At 48.2% G+C, this 15,964-nt stretch carries 16 protein-coding genes; 8 read left to right on the top strand and 8 right to left on the bottom strand.

The window, feature by feature from the left end; translation table 11 throughout:
- Positions 1 to 508 precede the first annotated feature (508 nt).
- The 4 genes from JT719_RS11750 (at position 509) to JT719_RS11735 (ending at position 6,145) form a co-directional block, all read left to right on the top strand.
- The gene (locus JT719_RS11750; RefSeq protein ID WP_207433488.1) at positions 509 to 1,468 is read left to right on the top strand and encodes a ribonucleoside-diphosphate reductase small subunit; all 960 of its coding nucleotides are present in this window, start codon (positions 509 to 511) and stop codon (positions 1,466 to 1,468) included.
- A 292-nt stretch (positions 1,469 to 1,760) separates the two neighbouring features.
- Positions 1,761 to 4,142, top strand: a complete 2,382-nt coding sequence (locus JT719_RS11745) for a ribonucleoside-diphosphate reductase subunit alpha (RefSeq protein WP_207433487.1) — start codon at positions 1,761 to 1,763, stop codon at positions 4,140 to 4,142.
- Positions 4,143 to 4,240: 98 nt separating this feature from the next.
- On the top strand, positions 4,241 to 5,041 hold the full coding sequence (locus JT719_RS11740; RefSeq protein ID WP_207433486.1) for a toxin-antitoxin system YwqK family antitoxin: 801 nt from the start codon (positions 4,241 to 4,243) through the stop codon (positions 5,039 to 5,041).
- A gap of 252 nt (positions 5,042 to 5,293) precedes the next feature.
- The gene (locus tag JT719_RS11735; RefSeq protein WP_207433485.1) at positions 5,294 to 6,145 is read left to right on the top strand and encodes a DUF3298 and DUF4163 domain-containing protein; all 852 of its coding nucleotides are present in this window, start codon (positions 5,294 to 5,296) and stop codon (positions 6,143 to 6,145) included.
- 120 nt (positions 6,146 to 6,265) lie between these two features.
- Here the strand turns inward: JT719_RS11735 and JT719_RS11730 are convergent, their stop codons facing one another.
- The 3 genes from JT719_RS11730 to JT719_RS11720 all read right to left on the bottom strand — a co-directional run bounded on the left by JT719_RS11730 (position 6,266) and on the right by JT719_RS11720 (position 9,079).
- The gene (locus JT719_RS11730; protein ID WP_207433483.1) at positions 6,266 to 7,066 is read right to left on the bottom strand and encodes a hypothetical protein; all 801 of its coding nucleotides are present in this window, start codon (positions 7,064 to 7,066) and stop codon (positions 6,266 to 6,268) included.
- A gap of 362 nt (positions 7,067 to 7,428) precedes the next feature.
- Positions 7,429 to 7,776 carry a histidine kinase gene (locus JT719_RS11725; RefSeq protein WP_207433481.1) on the bottom strand — a complete coding sequence of 116 codons (348 nt, stop codon included), beginning with the start codon at positions 7,774 to 7,776 and terminating at the stop codon, positions 7,429 to 7,431.
- Between the two features lie 43 nt (positions 7,777 to 7,819).
- On the bottom strand, positions 7,820 to 9,079 hold the full coding sequence (locus tag JT719_RS11720) for a PAS domain-containing protein (RefSeq protein ID WP_207433479.1): 1,260 nt from the start codon (positions 9,077 to 9,079) through the stop codon (positions 7,820 to 7,822).
- Positions 9,080 to 9,382: 303 nt separating this feature from the next.
- Between JT719_RS11720 and JT719_RS11715 the strand changes: the two genes are divergently transcribed.
- Complete coding sequence (locus tag JT719_RS11715; RefSeq protein WP_207433478.1) at positions 9,383 to 9,853, top strand: hypothetical protein; 471 nt, start codon at positions 9,383 to 9,385, stop codon at positions 9,851 to 9,853.
- Between the two features lie 6 nt (positions 9,854 to 9,859).
- Here JT719_RS11715 and JT719_RS11710 read toward each other — a convergent pair whose 3' ends face one another.
- From JT719_RS11710 to JT719_RS11700, 3 genes are all read right to left on the bottom strand, one after another.
- A complete protein-coding gene (locus tag JT719_RS11710; protein ID WP_242693224.1) occupies positions 9,860 to 10,369 on the bottom strand; it encodes a DUF421 domain-containing protein in 510 nt (169 codons plus the stop codon).
- A gap of 182 nt (positions 10,370 to 10,551) precedes the next feature.
- Complete coding sequence (locus JT719_RS11705; RefSeq protein WP_207433476.1) at positions 10,552 to 10,968, bottom strand: hypothetical protein; 417 nt, start codon at positions 10,966 to 10,968, stop codon at positions 10,552 to 10,554.
- Positions 10,969 to 11,393: 425 nt separating this feature from the next.
- A complete protein-coding gene (locus JT719_RS11700) occupies positions 11,394 to 11,828 on the bottom strand; it encodes an STAS/SEC14 domain-containing protein (RefSeq protein WP_207433474.1) in 435 nt (144 codons plus the stop codon).
- Positions 11,829 to 12,418: 590 nt separating this feature from the next.
- On the opposite strand from JT719_RS11700, the gene JT719_RS11695 reads away from it, so the two are divergent.
- Both JT719_RS11695 and JT719_RS11690 read left to right on the top strand, forming a co-directional pair.
- A complete protein-coding gene (locus JT719_RS11695) occupies positions 12,419 to 12,799 on the top strand; it encodes an Hsp20/alpha crystallin family protein (RefSeq protein ID WP_207433472.1) in 381 nt (126 codons plus the stop codon).
- A gap of 163 nt (positions 12,800 to 12,962) precedes the next feature.
- Positions 12,963 to 13,520: an Hsp20/alpha crystallin family protein gene (locus JT719_RS11690; RefSeq protein ID WP_207433470.1), complete on the top strand. Its 558-nt coding sequence runs from the start codon at positions 12,963 to 12,965 to the stop codon at positions 13,518 to 13,520.
- A gap of 93 nt (positions 13,521 to 13,613) precedes the next feature.
- On the opposite strand, the gene JT719_RS11685 is transcribed toward JT719_RS11690, so the two are convergent.
- On the bottom strand, positions 13,614 to 13,865 hold the full coding sequence (locus JT719_RS11685) for a hypothetical protein (protein ID WP_207433468.1): 252 nt from the start codon (positions 13,863 to 13,865) through the stop codon (positions 13,614 to 13,616).
- Between the two features lie 167 nt (positions 13,866 to 14,032).
- On the opposite strand from JT719_RS11685, the gene JT719_RS11680 reads away from it, so the two are divergent.
- Positions 14,033 to 14,803, top strand: a complete 771-nt coding sequence (locus JT719_RS11680; RefSeq protein ID WP_207433466.1) for a hypothetical protein — start codon at positions 14,033 to 14,035, stop codon at positions 14,801 to 14,803.
- Between the two features lie 86 nt (positions 14,804 to 14,889).
- On the opposite strand, the gene JT719_RS11675 is transcribed toward JT719_RS11680, so the two are convergent.
- Positions 14,890 to 15,204, bottom strand: a complete 315-nt coding sequence (locus JT719_RS11675) for an SH3 domain-containing protein (RefSeq protein ID WP_207433464.1) — start codon at positions 15,202 to 15,204, stop codon at positions 14,890 to 14,892.
- Positions 15,205 to 15,964 lie beyond the last annotated feature (760 nt).

The following is a 15,964-nucleotide window of genomic DNA, read 5'->3' as shown; positions in this document are numbered from 1 at the left end:
GTAGAACTGGCAACAGAGGTTCAGGAGGCTGAAGTGGTGTGGCAAGTATTCACGCGATTGGCCGGATCTGATTGAAGCGCAGCGCAGCGGCTGTGGTTGGAGGTGCTTTCTGCGTTTTGGGTGCCTGTGGTCTGCTTAAAACTTCTGCTTTCCTCTTCTTGTATTTTCCGTTTTCAAGGCGGTAAGCTTCTCTTTCTGTGGGTGTATTGCTATCCTTTGAGATACCAGTCTGCAGCTATAGAATTAAGCCTATATTTAGGGTTTCTAATTTTGATAAAATTTTAAGATACTGATTAACAGGACGTTATAATGTGGATAACCGCTGTATAAGAATTGGATAAATTAGGCGGTTCAGAACGGGCAAACAACGTATTTGTCCCTATATTTGAAATCTCAAGCCAAAGCAATTGCCTCCTGGGCCACCGGTTCAGGGGCTGTGGCGGCCGAGGTGTAACGCCCGCGCACCGTTATCCTCCCTTATTATTAAGAGCAATTAACCGTATAGTTTATGGAGCCCATTTTACAAGAGAACCCGAATCGCTTTGTCCTGTTCCCCATCCAAAACGATGCCGTGTGGCAGATGTATAAGAAAGCAGAGGCTAGCTTCTGGACGGCCGAAGAAATCGACTTGTCGCCGGACTTGAAAGATTGGGAAAAACTGAACGACGGCGAGCGCCACTTCATTTCCCACGTGCTGGCTTTCTTTGCCGCTTCAGACGGAATCGTGAACGAGAACCTGGCCATCAACTTCATGCAAGAAGTGCAGATGCCAGAAGCCCGTTGTTTCTATGGTTTCCAGATTATGATGGAAAACATCCACTCTGAAACCTATTCGCTGTTGATTGACACTTATATTAAAGACCCGCAGGAGAAAGACCGCCTGTTCAACGCGCTGGAGACAGTTCCTTGCGTGCAGAAAAAAGGCGAGTGGGCGCTGAAGTGGATCAACTCTGAGAACTTCACTGAAAGACTGATTGCCTTTGCCGCGGTAGAGGGTATCTTCTTCTCTGGTTCTTTCTGTTCTATTTTCTGGTTGAAGAAGCGCGGCTTGATGCCAGGCCTTACCTTCTCCAACGAGCTGATCTCCCGTGACGAGGGGCTGCACACAGATTTTGCGTGCCTGCTTTACTCTATGTTAGTGAACAAGTTGCCAGAAGAGCGCGTACATACCATCATCCGCGACGCGGTGAGCATTGAGCAGGAATTTGTGACCGATGCCCTGCCCGTGGACCTCATAGGGATGAACGCAAAACTCATGACACAATACATTGAGTTTGTAGCAGACCGCCTGTTAGTGGCGCTGGGCTACACCAAAATCTACAATGCTACCAATCCTTTTGACTTCATGGAGATGATCTCCCTGCAAGGCAAAACCAACTTCTTTGAGAAACGCGTGGGTGAATATCAGAAAGCCGGTGTAATGGCCGACCGCAATGATAACGTGTTCTCTCTGGACGAAGATTTCTAGTCATTAACCCAAGGGCAATGCCGCTCTGTTTTGGAGCTGTTTTCCCTTAAACACGGCAGAAACATCCAGCAGCCGGTTGGGTTATTCTACTTCTTAAAAATCAGAACCATAGCCTGTTTTTGCCTCCTTCCGGAGGTGAACAGGTAAAGTACGGCCTTCTGTCACGTAATCTGCCTCAGAAACAAGGCAGAAGGGCGTAGCCTAGTGTCTCCTTGTGGAAAGCGGGCGAATACATACGTAGTTAAAACAGGCCTTTCCAGCCTGCGAGTACCTTTATAAAAACAGGAAAGATATGTTAGTTGTAAAAAGAGATGGCCGCCGGGAGTCGGTCAAATTTGATAAGATCACGGCCCGCATAGAGAAACTATGCTATGGCCTGAACATGACGTTCGTAAGCCCCATTGAGGTCGCCAAGAAGGTGATTGACGGGATCTACGATGGCGTAACCACGGTAGAACTGGATAACCTGGCGGCGGAAACATCGGCGTCTTTGACCACCAAGCACCCCGATTACGCCATTCTGGCGGCGCGCATTGCCATCTCCAGCCTGCACAAGGTGACGCAGAAATCGTTCTTCAACACCATGAAGCAGCTCTACACCTACGTAGACCCCAAAACCGGGGAAAACGCTTCTCTGATTGCGAAGGACGTATTTGATGTGATCAAGAAACACGCGGCCGTGCTGGATTCCAGCATCATCTATGACCGCGACTACAACTATGATTACTTCGGGTACAAAACCCTGGAGCGCTCGTACCTGCTGCGCGTGAACGGCAAAGTGGTGGAGCGTCCGCAGCACATGCTCATGCGCGTGGCCGTGGGTATCCATAAGAACGACATTGACGCGGCTATTGAGACCTACAACCTCATGTCTGAGAAGTGGTTCACGCATGCTACACCAACCTTGTTCAACGCCGGTACGCCTAAACCTCAGTTGTCTTCCTGCTTCCTGTTAACCATGAAGGAAGACAGCATTCCGGGCATTTATGACACGCTTAAAAACTGCGCGCTTATCTCCCAGAGCGCCGGTGGTATTGGCCTGGCGGTGCACAACATCAGAGCCACGGGTTCTTACATCAAAGGCACCAACGGTACGTCTAACGGCTTGGTACCAATGTTGAAAGTGTTCAATGACACGGCCCGTTACGTAGACCAGGGCGGCGGAAAGCGCAAAGGCGCGTTTGCCATTTACCTGGAGCCATGGCACTCAGACATCTTTGAGTTCCTGGATCTGCGCAAGAACCACGGGAAAGAAGAGATGCGTACCCGTGACCTGTTCTTAGCGTTATGGACGCCAGACCTGTTCATGAAGCGCGTAGAGGCCAACGGCGACTGGAGCCTGATGTGCCCTAATGAGTGCCCTGGCTTGTCTGAAACCTGGGGGAAAGACTTTGAGCGCCTGTATGAGAAATACGAGCGCGAAGGCAAAGCCCGCAAAACCATCAAAGCGCAGGAACTGTGGTTCGCTATTCTGGAAGCCCAGACCGAGACCGGTACGCCGTACATGCTGTTCAAAGACCACGCCAACGGCAAGTCTAACCAGCAGAACCTGGGTACCATCAAGAGCTCTAACCTCTGCACCGAGATCATTGAGTACACCGATGCCGATGAGATTGCCGTGTGTAACCTGGCCTCTCTGGCCTTGCCACGCTTTATCAAAGAAGAAGGCGGCCGTAAGTTCTTTGACCACCAGAAGCTGTACGACGTAACCTACACCGTTACCAAGAACCTGAACAAGGTAATTGACATCAACTACTACCCGGTACCAGAGGCCAAGAAGTCTAACCTGCGTCACCGCCCAATAGGCTTAGGGGTGCAAGGCTTAGCCGATGCCTTCCTGAAACTGCGCATGCCGTTTGACAGCGAAGAAGCCGCTCGCCTGAACAAAGACATCTTTGAGACCATTTACTTCGCGGCCATGACGGCCTCTAAGGACCTGGCGAAAAAGAACGGACCATACGAGACCTTTGAAGGCTCGCCTATCAGCCGGGGTATCTTCCAGTTTGATATGTGGGGCGTGAAGCCAGAGAGCGGCCGTTGGGACTGGGAAGCGCTTCGTCAGGAAGTGGTAGAGCATGGCGTACGCAACTCTCTGTTGGTAGCGCCCATGCCAACCGCTTCTACCTCGCAGATTCTGGGGAACAACGAAGGGTTTGAGCCTTACACCTCTAACATCTACGTGCGCCGCGTGTTGAGCGGGGAGTTCATGGTGGTGAACAAGCACTTGTTGCAGGATCTGATTGACCTTAACCTGTGGAACGACCAGATGAAGAATGCCATCATTGCCGCCAATGGCTCGGTGCAGGGTATTCCTAACATTCCGCAGCACATCAAAGACCTGTACAAGACCGTGTGGGAGATCAGCCAGCGGACCATCATTGACATGTCTGCCGACCGCGGAGCGTACATCTGCCAGAGCCAAAGCCTGAACCTGCACGTGTCTAACGTGAACTTCGGGAAACTGACCTCTATGCACTTCCACTCCTGGAAGAAAGGCTTGAAAACCGGTATGTACTACCTGCGCACCAAAGCCGCCGCAGACGCCATCAAGTTCACCGTAGAGAAACAGGCCGCCGAAACCCTGGCCCCGATGTACAGCTCGGTAGAACAAAACCAAAGCGACATGGCCTGCTCCCTGGATAACCCAGACGCTTGCGAGGCTTGCGGTAGCTAAGAATTAGTTTTGCTTATAAATAGAAAAAGGAGGCCCGAAACGGCCTCCTTTTCCTATTTATAAGCTACTTTAGTGGAATAGCCAAGCCTCTTTCTTGAATGATTTTACTTCGCATCTTAATTACTTTACTAACCCTAACTTTGCTGTGTTCCTCCTGTGCCAAAAAGATTGAAGAAGAATATTATCCAAATGGCAAACTCAAGATGAAAGTTGAGTTAAAAGATGGCAAGCGTCATGGAGTAGCGTTCAAGTACGATTCAACGGGAACGTTGCAAATAAAGTCACATTGGGAAAATGGAATAGAAAATGGACCTGTTTTCTTCTATTACCCTAACGGAAAAGTGGAACAAGAAACTGTATTTAAGAACGGTAAACCACATGGGCAGCTAAGGGCATATGCTGAAAATGGTAAATTAGACTACATTGCAGATTATTGCGAAGGCACTCTTTGTGGTGATGAAATTAAGTACTACTACGGAACAGGTATAAAAGCTGAGCTAAACCGGTTTGATAGAAAGGGGGAGCAATTCTATGCTGAAAGATATGACACTACTGGCAAAACAGAAATGGTGTATTACATTCCAGATTTAATAGGCCGCCAATCTCCTTTGAAACTGAACAAAGCACACGACTTCACTATTGCATTTGCTGAACCTATCAGAGGAAAGATATATGCGGTGATAGGGGAATCAGACCAATACCGGAACAAACACCCAAAAATTACAACAGTAATTGACACGCTCTATTCAAAAGACAACAGAACTTTCCCATTCAAATTTGTCCCCACAAAGCTTGGTATGCACTATTTGACGGGCATTGTTTACCATGAACCTCTTGAGGGAGACTCTCTCTGGGTCAATGGTACATCAGTTAAATATGCTTTTGAAGTAGTTGAGTAATTATTCTGTTTTCGCCAATGTTGGTGTTATCACCAACATTCTAAACAGCGGCCCCTACGCGGCACCCGAATCTGCTTGTTGGTGATAACACCAACAAGGGAGAAAAAACAGTTCAAAGAAGAATTGCACTGTCAAGTGCAGAAAAAGCCGATTACACGCTAAGGACCTTCCTTTTTGAACCTGTTTTCCCAAAAACAGGCTCAAAAGGAGTGAGCATCCGTATAACTACGGTGTTACCCAATTCAGCTTTCCATGCACAAGTATTCTATAGCGCTGCTGGCGCTGGTGAGCAGCATTCTGTTCTCCTGCCGCCAATCTTCGCCAGAAACCACTAAGCCAACCACTAAAGCAGAGGAAACTTCAGCGGGCAGGGAGCAGGCGCTAACGCTTCGGTCGCAGCGCTTGCAGCGGCAGTATGATTTTTGCAAGGCAGATACCTGCGCCAAAGTGGAATTCCAGTATTTCATGGCCCAGGGCGGTCCCGCACCCCAGCGCGATTCTTTGAACCAGTACATCCGGCGGTACCTGCTTCGGCAGCAACTCACCAATAACCCAGACGCAGACCTTACCAAACAAGGCAACGCCGCAGAGATTACAGCTGAAGAGTTTCTGAAGCAGTACGCCCAGAGCAGAAAGGAATTCCCGGGGGCGGCTACCAATATTGGCTGGCAACTGACCATTTCGTCTGAAGTGCTGTACCAAACGCCAGTGCTGGTTTCTTTGAAGATGAACGCCGTGGGCTATAGCGGCGGGGCGCACGGCTATGACGTTACCACCCTGCAAAGCTTTGACAGTACGGGGCACACCCTCCGGCTTACAGACATGGTCACAGACACGGTTGAACTCAGGAACCTGATAGAGCAGGAGTTCAGAAAAGTACGGAAACTGAGTGCTAAGTCATTTGAACAGCAGGGTTTCTACACGCAGGCCGGCAAGCTGCCTTTTCCGGAGAACCTTGCGCTCACAAAGGAAGGGCTGCGGCTGTACTATAATGCTTATGAAGTGAATGCCTATGCCTTTGGCCCTACAGAATTGCTGTTGCCGTATGCGCAGATCAAAAGCCATCTGAAACCAGCGTACTTGCCTAAGGCTGGTAACCGATAGTACAGGGGAATCTGTTAATTCACGCTTAGCTAGCTTACAAAAGAAGAGTCCTCGTTTTAGGGCTGAATTCTAATATCCAGGGCTAAAACGGGGACTCTCCTGTTTATTGGCTTACCAAAATTACATTTGGTACGTGTACATGGTGTCAAACGCGTTGCCGGTAGATGGGGTGGTGGTCTTCTTCACGGGCAGATTCTGTTCATTGTACTGGTACGTGAACGTGGTAACGCGCTGCTCTCCGCTGGCCAGGGTAGTGGTCACTTTGCCCGGATTGTTTTTGTGCAGGATAATGCTGGGCGTGAACAGGAAATCGGTGAGGTGCTCTACCGCTATCTTGGCGTCATAGTTCTCATACTTTCTGGTGTGTACCAACTGCCAGGGCTGGGCAGGAGCGGCTCTGTGGTGCAGGGTTTCTTCGCTCACGTTGCCGTTGGTGTCATACGTGTAAGACAACTTATTGGCGGCGCTGGGGGCATCTGTAGTGGCCGTTTTGTAGAAGCTGGTGCGTACCGCCAGCTTTCCGTTGTTGCCGTACTCAAACGTGTGGTAACTCTCCAGCTGATCATTGATAAGCTCGTCTATCTTATAGAGCTTGTTGTCTGAGGTGTAGTAGTAAGCGTTCTCGGTGTCAATGTCTGGTCCCTCGGTTAGGACGTAGGCAATCCGGCCCCAGTTGTCATAAATCACATCGCTCTCAGAGTCTTCGTTTTCGTTCAGGGCCAGGAAGCCATGCCCCACAATACCTGTAAGCCAGCCACCGGCCGTGTACAGGAACTCCCGCTGGTCGCCTTGGGAGGTGGTCACTTTCTTGAGTAAAACAGGCGAAGGCCCCGAGTTGGGCTGAGGATCATCTAAGCTACAACCCGCCAGCAGAAGGGTGGTGGCCAGGGCAAAAGCAAGCTTGCTTAAAAAGGTTTTCATACGATAGATGCGTGTGCTAAATAGTAGGTAACAGTGATATAGGAGAGAGTCTCGCAAGCCCAAGAAGGTTGCACCGCCCCAAGAGATTTTCATTAGAGAACCGGGCAGGTTTTGCCGTGTTGCTTAACTGCTGGTAAAGCCGGGAAAAAGCTAGGTTTGATTAGGCTGATAGAGAGGAGAGTACCAATGGTTGCTGTAAAGAAATGACTGTTTCTGATGTGAGCGCGGCATGTTCCACCTGAAACCTGGTGGGCAGAACATCTGGTTGTTGCAGCAAGCGGGTACAGTTGCCTTTTGAAAGCAAGAAGGCGAAGGCAGGAGAAAAAGAAAACCGGCAGGGCGGTTAAGCCTCTGCCGGTTGCCTATACTAGTTTTTCCTCCAGAGCGGAAAGGTGTTTGTTTAGTTGCTCAGACAACTTTTCTACGTCTCGGAGGCCATCATGAGCCTCTTCAATCTTGCCGGAGCGGTATAGGTTGATTAATTGAGAAGCCGTAGCCACCAGCTCTTTGTACAGCCGGGACATGGCGGTAAATTCTGGGGCACTTGCGTACTGCGTAGCGCCAACGGTCTGGAACCACTGGTTCACGGGACCACTGGAAGAGAAGAACTCCAGGTCTGGGTTGCCGCCGTACACGGCAGAGCGCACCTTTGACTTGAAAAGAATCAGCTTTATCCTGAGCTGCTGGAAGTCACTTTGTACAGCGTTCATGTAAAGCTATGGTAAGAGGTTAATGTGATGGGTATCTGGCATCTTAGCTTTCCTGCTGAAGACTTTCCCTCAGTTTTACATGTTCTGTTATCTCGTACCCAAACACCAGAATACCAATAACGGTCATATTCTCTCCGTAAACAGGTTGGTAATTGAGGGTGAGGTACACATCTTCTACTGCGCCCGTGTCTTGCCGTTTCCGCTGAAACAGGATCTCATTGGCCGAGAAAGGCGTGCCGGTGCTGTACACATTATCCAGTAAAGCCACAAAGCCTTGCTCCACCGCCTCCGGAATTGCTTCCTGCACTGTTTTGCCCTGTAACTCACGGTCTGGGAAAAGCGCTTGGTAATAGGGGTTAATCAAGTCAAACCGGTGCTCAGGGCCTTTGAACGTGCAGAAGATAGCCGGGGCGTTCATGATCATGTTCACCAGCGTCTTGCGCTCAGACTCGGCTCTCTGCAGGGCGGCATGCACCTGGTCAGACAAGAGAGCCATCTGTTCGTTGCTTTCCAGTAACTCCTGCACCATCTGCTTGGTGGAGTGGATGTCTGTGGCGCTGCCTACCCACCGGGCGACCTTGCCTTCTGCATTGATCACCGGCGAGCATTTCTTCACAAACCACCGGTAGTTCCCGTTTTTATCGCGCAGCCGTACCTCTACCTGAAACTCTGCATTGTTCGTGAAGCTGTCTTTGGCCCTGCTGAGCAGTAGTTCTTTGTCCTCGGGGTGAATGATGCTTAGGAAACCCTCGGGTGAGGTGGTGGCTTCCTCAAAGCTCAGGCCTGTGTACCGGGTCCATTTTTCGTTCACGTAAGACACCTGGCCGTCTGGGTTTACCATGTAAATAAGCTGCGGCACCGTATCGGTCATGATCCTGAACTTATTCTCGCTCTCCTGGTGGGCTTGTTTGGCCAGCTCGCGTTCGGTAACATCGGTGGTTTTCTGGATCACAAATTCCACGTTGCCCGCATCGTCCAGCACCGGGGTGTGAGAGGCTTCCCAATAGCTCTCATAGTAGCCACCGCCTTCAGCGGCCGGGCGCGCAATGTGGTAGTGCACCAGGTCCATGTAATCTACCTGTTTTGTCTCCAGTACTTTGGCAATGGATTTGCGCACGGGGTTTTCCTCAAAAGAATAGTTCTTGTCTGGGTACGCCTCCAACAACAAATGCAGGCCCACCACATCCTCCAGGCGGCGCATGGTAGTACGCAGGTAAGCGTCTGTGGCGGTCACAATCTTAAAGTCAGGAGAAATCACCACCATGTTGTCTGGGGCGTGCTTGAAGAGTTTTGAAAAATCCATTTTCAGGGAGGGTTACGGTAGCGGAGCAAAAGTAAGGAACCAGCCAGGAAGTGCCAACTGCCTGCTCTGAGTTTAAACAACTTAAGCATGGCAAAACCTGTGCAGGAACATGTACTACGTAGGTAAGGTAGGCAAGACCAGTTAAAACCAGGGTTTATTCTGGCAAGAGAGAATTATATTTTCATCTAGTGCCCGGTAAAGCGCCTACCCATGTAGCCTCGCAAGGGGGAAAGGGACCGGAGCCCTTGAATAAAACCTCTGTCTTTTGGATATTAGAAGTATCAGAAGAGAACCTAGAAACCTATGAAAACCGCAAGGCTTTTACTGCTGCTTCTTTTGAGTTGCTACGTTTGGGGCTGCAACAACGATGATGAGGAGGACACTGCCGATCTGTTACAGACCCAGTGGGACTGGTATTCTAACAAAGTTTTGGTGTTAGGCGGCGAAGAAGCCTGTGCTTACCAAACCAAACCCTCTGATATGTATTTCAGGCCGTCTAACCCTACCTGCGAAGATGACGATGTCTATGATTTCAGAAGCGGCAGTGAGTTGATTGTTTCCACCGGCAGCCGTAAATGCGGTATAACCGAGGCCGCCACCCAAACCAAAGCGTACCAGCGGCAGGGCAACAAACTCACCATTGACGGCCAGGAATACTCTATTGTGATGCTCACCAAAGACACGCTTATTCTGGATACCTGCATGCCGCTGGGTTTAGGCGAATGGAACAGATCTCATGGTAAGCTGGGGATTAAGCTGGTGAGAAAGCAATAACCGGTTTTAGCTCTCTTTTTTATAAACTACGCTAATACTGCCGCTCCGCTCCAGGCAGGCGGTTTCTATTTTCTCAACCTCTACCGGACCGCCCTTGGTGCGCAACGCTTCCATGATGTCATTCTTGGTGACGTTGTGGGCGCGCAAGGCATCTTCCAGAAACTTACCGTCCTGCACCAGGGTGGCAGTTTTCCCCTTCAGGAAATTACTAAGGGATTCATGGTGCTGCGTTCCGGCAGCAAGGGAGGCCAGCATGCGGTGCAACACAATAAGCACCAAACCGGCCGCCAGCGTGGGGATAAACGGCGAGGTACCCGTAATGGCACGGCTCATAACCGAGCCGTACATTACCCCCAGCACAATATCAAAGGCGCTGTGCCGGCCAAAAATGCGTTTGTTGGCAATGCGTACGTACACCAAAGAAATAAAAAAGACCACCACTGCCCTGATGGACATCTGCCACCAGTTGAGGTCCTGCTGCCCAATCCCGAAGACATATTCAAGCGTTTCCATCATCAAAAGCAAACGACAGAACCAAACCAGAGTTACGCTTCTGGTGAGATAGCCTTTGCCACCCGCTTCTTCTAAAAGTAAAAAGGCCTGATGGTTTAGGGCTGAAAACCTGAAAACAGGCCAAAAACGTGGTTAGACTTAAAGGTTCTTCCTGTGGTGGTGGATAATAAGAGCGGAAAGCAATTCTAGAGCTCTCTCATGAGCCATTGAAGGGCCTCGTCTTCGTCAAAGAAACTCTTTATGATAAAATCGCCCAGATCACCGGCGCGCTGGATGAGATGCTCAATTGCTTCTACCTGCTCCTCGTCTTCTGAGGGAAGAATGGCCATGCGGCGCAAAGGACCTGCAATCATAGAGGGAGCCACATTCTCAGCAATCCATTTTTTGTCTTCTTCTGTAAACCCCTTCATTTTGCGGTCATCGGCGAGCCAGCGACTAAGGTTAAACTTATCCACCACATAGGAGCATATCAGAAACGCTTCCTGTAAGTCTGCACTGGGCAGTCTTCCCTGCCAGACAGCCATTCCTAAAGAACGGTCCAGGTCATATGAAACAGTAAAGGCATGGCTTTCATAGTAAACAGAAGGTAGTTTTAAGGGCATGAAATATTGTATAAGTTTTACGTATATATTAATTTTTTACTATGCCAACGATGGTTCCTAATATATTATTTCACAAATATATTAATTAAAATACTCTGCATGTAGCAGTAGTTTGCTCATGCCAGCTACTCACAGATGCCCGGAAAGGGTACTTTCCACAAAAGGAAGCAGGTGTTTCTGGTTCAGCGTCAGTTTTGGCCTATTATGATTAGGCTGTTCTGATTTCCGAGCAGGTAAAATCTTTACCTCTCTCAGAGAAAGTGTAGAGGCAAACTGGCGTGGGGGAAAAGCCCGTTTTAGCCCTACATTCAGAAAAACAGTGCCAAAACAGGCAAGCACTTGGTTGAGGAAAACCCTCTTACGGGTAAGCAAAGAAGAAATGCCAGGTCTTAGAAGGCCCGGGGAGTAACTTTTAGTACCGGAACTTAGCCTTTGTCTTGGTTAATTGCGTTTTCAGAGTGGGGAGCCATAAGCCAGGTCATGGCTGAGGCCTCATCTTCAAAGTCGTGCATGGCAAGGTGACCCAGGCTGCCCACACGCTGCATCAATTGCTCTACCGCCAGTTTGTTGAAGAAGTCTTCAGACACCAAAGTAGCCATGCGGCGGACGGAGCTTCTCAGGATGCGCGGGATGATCTGCTCCTGAAACCAGATCTGATCGGCTTTGCGCATCACCTTCATCTTCCGATTGTCTGCCAGCCATCTAACAATACCCTTTTCCTCCATCAGCTCAACGCATTTGGTTACGGCTTCGCGGAACTCCTGGGTAGATAAGAAACCATTCCAAACGGCATAAGCCGTTTTCTGATCCTCGTCATACGTGAGGTCTAAGTTGGCGGAATGGAAGTAACTTTTTCTCATGGAGACAATCGTACTAGTATTTACTCAGTTGAAGAACACTGTAGGTAAGACAGGCACTTCTATAGATACCACTATTCAAAATTATAAATAATTATGTTATCCTTCTATGTCTGTTTTTGCTTTCAAATTGGATAATCTGAGCATTTTCAGAGATAAGACGGAACAAGGCGCTGGGTTTAAGAAAGTTAACGTTTCTCTTGGGTTTGGCTTTTTTTCTCTGTAGTTCAATGTTTATAGGCCCTGAGGCAGCAGCAGCTAAGTAGTACTTTTCATAAGCCTTCTGTTGTACATAATACCAGTTGCCGCTGATTCTTGCAGCTGTTTAAGCATGTTCCTGCTTATACGTAGCCGGCACAGGAAAGTAGTTTGCCCGGTGTAATAAACAACATCTTTTTTACGGGTTAAACGCAAGCGATCAGGGCTAAGCTATGCCTATAGGGTGGCTGTCAAAATAGCTGTCATAATGCCACGTTTGTGTCTGCGGTGGGTTGACAAACTGTCTTAAATGCGGCGTAAAAAGGGCATTTCAGGGCTTGGTATGCCGTTTGCAAATGTCCTTCATGAAATAAGACAGGAAGAGGAGAAGAGCCATGAAACTCATTAAAGATAAAAAGTTCTTACAAAATATAGCGCACTATATAGACTTAGCCAACACGGTAGGCGGTGGGGTTGTCCAGCCGCAGGTGAACGTGCTAAAGCGTAAAAAAGACCTGGTGCTGAGAATCATGTTGCCGGGGGTTGCCCCTGAGCAATGCCAGGTGGTGCTGGATAAAAACCAACTTACCATCATGGCCCTGCACCAGAGCGAACAAAACCAGGACATGCAGATCCCTTTGTTCCACCAGAATATGCTGTTGCCCCCGTACGCAGACCTAAGCGCGCTGCGGGTGGTGCATGAAGGAAACGAGCTGCGGGTGCAGATCCCATATCTGCCACAAGGCCCCCGGTTTTTGGAAATTGAGCAACTCTAATATAAATAAGAAGACGGAGCGCCTGAGATACCGGTTGAACGTGTTTTAGGGCTCCTTTTCAGAAACAAGGCTTAAAAACGGCCCTTGTGTCAATTGGCAATGTTGTAAAGGCAGGAACAGCCTGCCAGATGTTTCATTTCACAATTTAAAAAAGATTAAAGCTATGGCTATCCAACGTTTAGGAAGCGGCTTTGACGAATTCATGCCGCAATCTTTCAGCAGCATGCTGGATCGTTTCTTTAATGAATCTGTGAACACCCGGGAGCGCTTGAGCAAGTTCAGCCCTCTGGTAGACACCTGCGAAACCGAGCAAGGGTATGAAATTGAGGTGGCATTGCCCGGTCTTAAAAAAGAAGACATCCAGATTGACTTTCAGCAAGGACGTCTTACCATCTCGGGTGAGCGCCGCTTCAGCAATGAGCAAAAAGACAAGCGCTATCACCTGGTTGAAAGCCAGTACGGTTCTTTCAGCCGTTCATTCCAGTTCCCAGATACGGTAAAGGCCGATGGCATTGAGGCGGTATTTGAAAACGGGGTTCTGCATGTACGGGTACCTAAAGACGAGCAGAAAACCGCCAAACACCGCATTGAGGTACGTGAGGGCAGCGCAAACCCTATCCAGATAGAGGCTACCAACAACAACAACGCTGATGCCAACAAGGCCAGTACCTCTTCAAAGAAGAAACAACCCGCCATGTCCAATGAAAACGGAAACCATTGAGGTAATGGCTGAGAGGTAAGATAAAGAGAAGGGCACCACTACTGTGGTGCCCTTCTCTTTATCTCTTATTTTTGTTTTATAGCTGCAAAGGCATTAGCCTTGCATACCGGTGCTCATAGCCGCATTACCATTCCCCATGTTGTTTCCGTTGCCGTCTGGAATGCTGCCTGGGTTATGGGAAACTCTGGAGGTTTGCCCGGGAGTAGCCGGTGCGTTAGGACCACCACCAGAAATACGGGTAGTGCTTCCCATTGGAGAAGAAGAAGTACCTGCCTTGTTAGCTCTCACGTAATACACGGTAACAAACAACGCAATAATCAATAAAATACACAGTGCAATGAACATGATCTAGTTTAGGTTAGGTGGAACAAATTGCCTCTTTCCCTCTCTTTTACTAAGCTTTATCTTTGTCTGTTGCGCTTATCTGGCTCATATTCAAGATTTCACGTGAGGTTCTTCTTTTTTTATATAGATTTATCATAGAGATCCTACTTTTTCGTTTTCCTTTTGCTATGATGAAAAAATTATACTTTCTGGTTTTCTTCTGCTGGGCGGCAGTTGAATGTGCCTGGAGCCAAGGTGTCTCCACTGGCCAACCATATTTTATAGAATTGCACAACGGGCAGCGCGTGTACGCCAGCAAGTTGCAATTTAAAAGCCCGGTCTTTAAGCAGAACTTCTTCCTACTGGATGATTCCCTTAAATACGCCCCTGATGCCGTGAAAGTCTTCCAAAGCCAGGAAGGATACTTTGCCCGTGTAAATGCCGGACGCCGGTTCAGTGATTTTGCGCAGCGCGAGTCTGTTGGCCGCGTATCTACCTACTTTGTGTACCGTACTGATTATAATTCGTACGCGCCGGGCATTGGAATAGGCATGGGCGGCTACGGTGGTTATGGCTACGGCATGGGCGGTTACGGTGGGTACGGGTATGGCTATCCTACCCAACGCCGGGTGTATTACTTCTCCAAAGACAACGGGCCGCTAGAGCCGCTTACCTACAAAAACCTGAGAGCCGCTTTGTCTGATAACCCGGGTAGTGTGGAAAGTCTCCAGAACTACAAGAGAGGCCAGAACATCCAGACGGGGATGTACATTGCCGGGGCGGGCTTAATGTTGGCAGGTGTTCAGCAGCAGTTTAGAGGTGGTTCATCCGGGGGCAGTGTGTCTCCGTTGCTGTTGGTAGGAGCCGGTATTACGTTGCTGCCGCAGATCATTAGGCTGGTGAAGAAAGACAAGCTTTCAGAAGCCATAGAACTCTACAACTACACTCCTAAACAATAAAAAGGAGTTTCTCTAAAAGCAGAGGGCCCGCTCTTATAAGAGCGGGCCCTCTGCTTTATAAAGCTACCAAGTGCAGCTTTTTCTCCTTATAATTTTGCGCTTTTATTAGAGGGTTCCACTTGTTTGGAGGCGGTGGCTTTTTTAGCTTTTTTGGCTTTCAGGTAAGAAGTAAGCACATAACCGGCTTCTCCGTCAATCTGCACAAGGGTCCACTCGTGGTTTTGTTTGCGCATCACAATAATTTCATCTTCAGGGCTCAACAGGCGCATCACTTCTGTGCCAATGGCAGGCTGACGATACATTTTTACTTTTTCAGTGTTTACTCTGCTGGTTGGACCTTGTGCGAAAGCAGTTAATACTTGAACACAAACTAGGGCGAAAATTAATAATGCTCTTTTCATAATTGTAATGTTTTTTTGTGGGTTGATGACGTAAAAAGACTTCTTTTTATTTCTTAATTAAGGAATATAAGCGCCTCTAATTAACTTAAAGGTAAAGTGGTTCCAGGGCAGGTATTTTGCCTGTTATTTATTATTTGTTTTTCTTTTCTGAAGTGCTTTCATTTTAATAGATGCAGAAATTAGAAGAAGGTTGCTTATGTGTTTAAAATTTTTTTAGATTTTTTTATACCTCAGCAAAAGTGTTCTTTTAAACTTCCCATCTGCTCCAAACTGCCTCTTTAGCTGTTGTTCAATTGTATAGTTGCAAGCGGTGTGCCATAGAATCAAATTGTTGATTATTAGGCAATTATGAGTTTTGTGTCTTTTCTGTACGTTCATTACCGAACACCTTATAATTCAGAATCGAACATTTTAGCAAGTGGCCTTCATTTTACATTACTGGTGACTGGTAGATCAGCTTTTAACTTTCAATAGAACTCCCAGAAACAGCTTGCCTCCTGGCGGCATTCCTGCGCCGCTTAGTTGGTTGATCCTGTTCCCTTATAAGTAGCTACATGCTTTTGAAAGTAAGTTCTAATCCGTTCTTTTTGTCTTCTAATGGATCAAATATAGAAGGGCTTTTTTCGCTAAACTAGGTGTGAAATGTTAATTAACAGATATTTAACGTTCCTCTTTTATGCGGCCTTTTTTTTAACATTTTGTTAGCATTTGTTTCGCAGCAATCTTTAGCTTCCTAGCTTTGTGGCCCAATTTCTACTTT

Origin of the sequence: Sabulibacter ruber (genome assembly GCF_017355955.1) — a bacterium.
Classification (GTDB): domain Bacteria; phylum Bacteroidota; class Bacteroidia; order Cytophagales; family Hymenobacteraceae; genus Nibribacter; species Nibribacter ruber_A.
The sequence above is the reverse complement of the archived record's forward strand: the minus strand, read 5'-3'. Positions and strand labels throughout refer to the sequence as shown.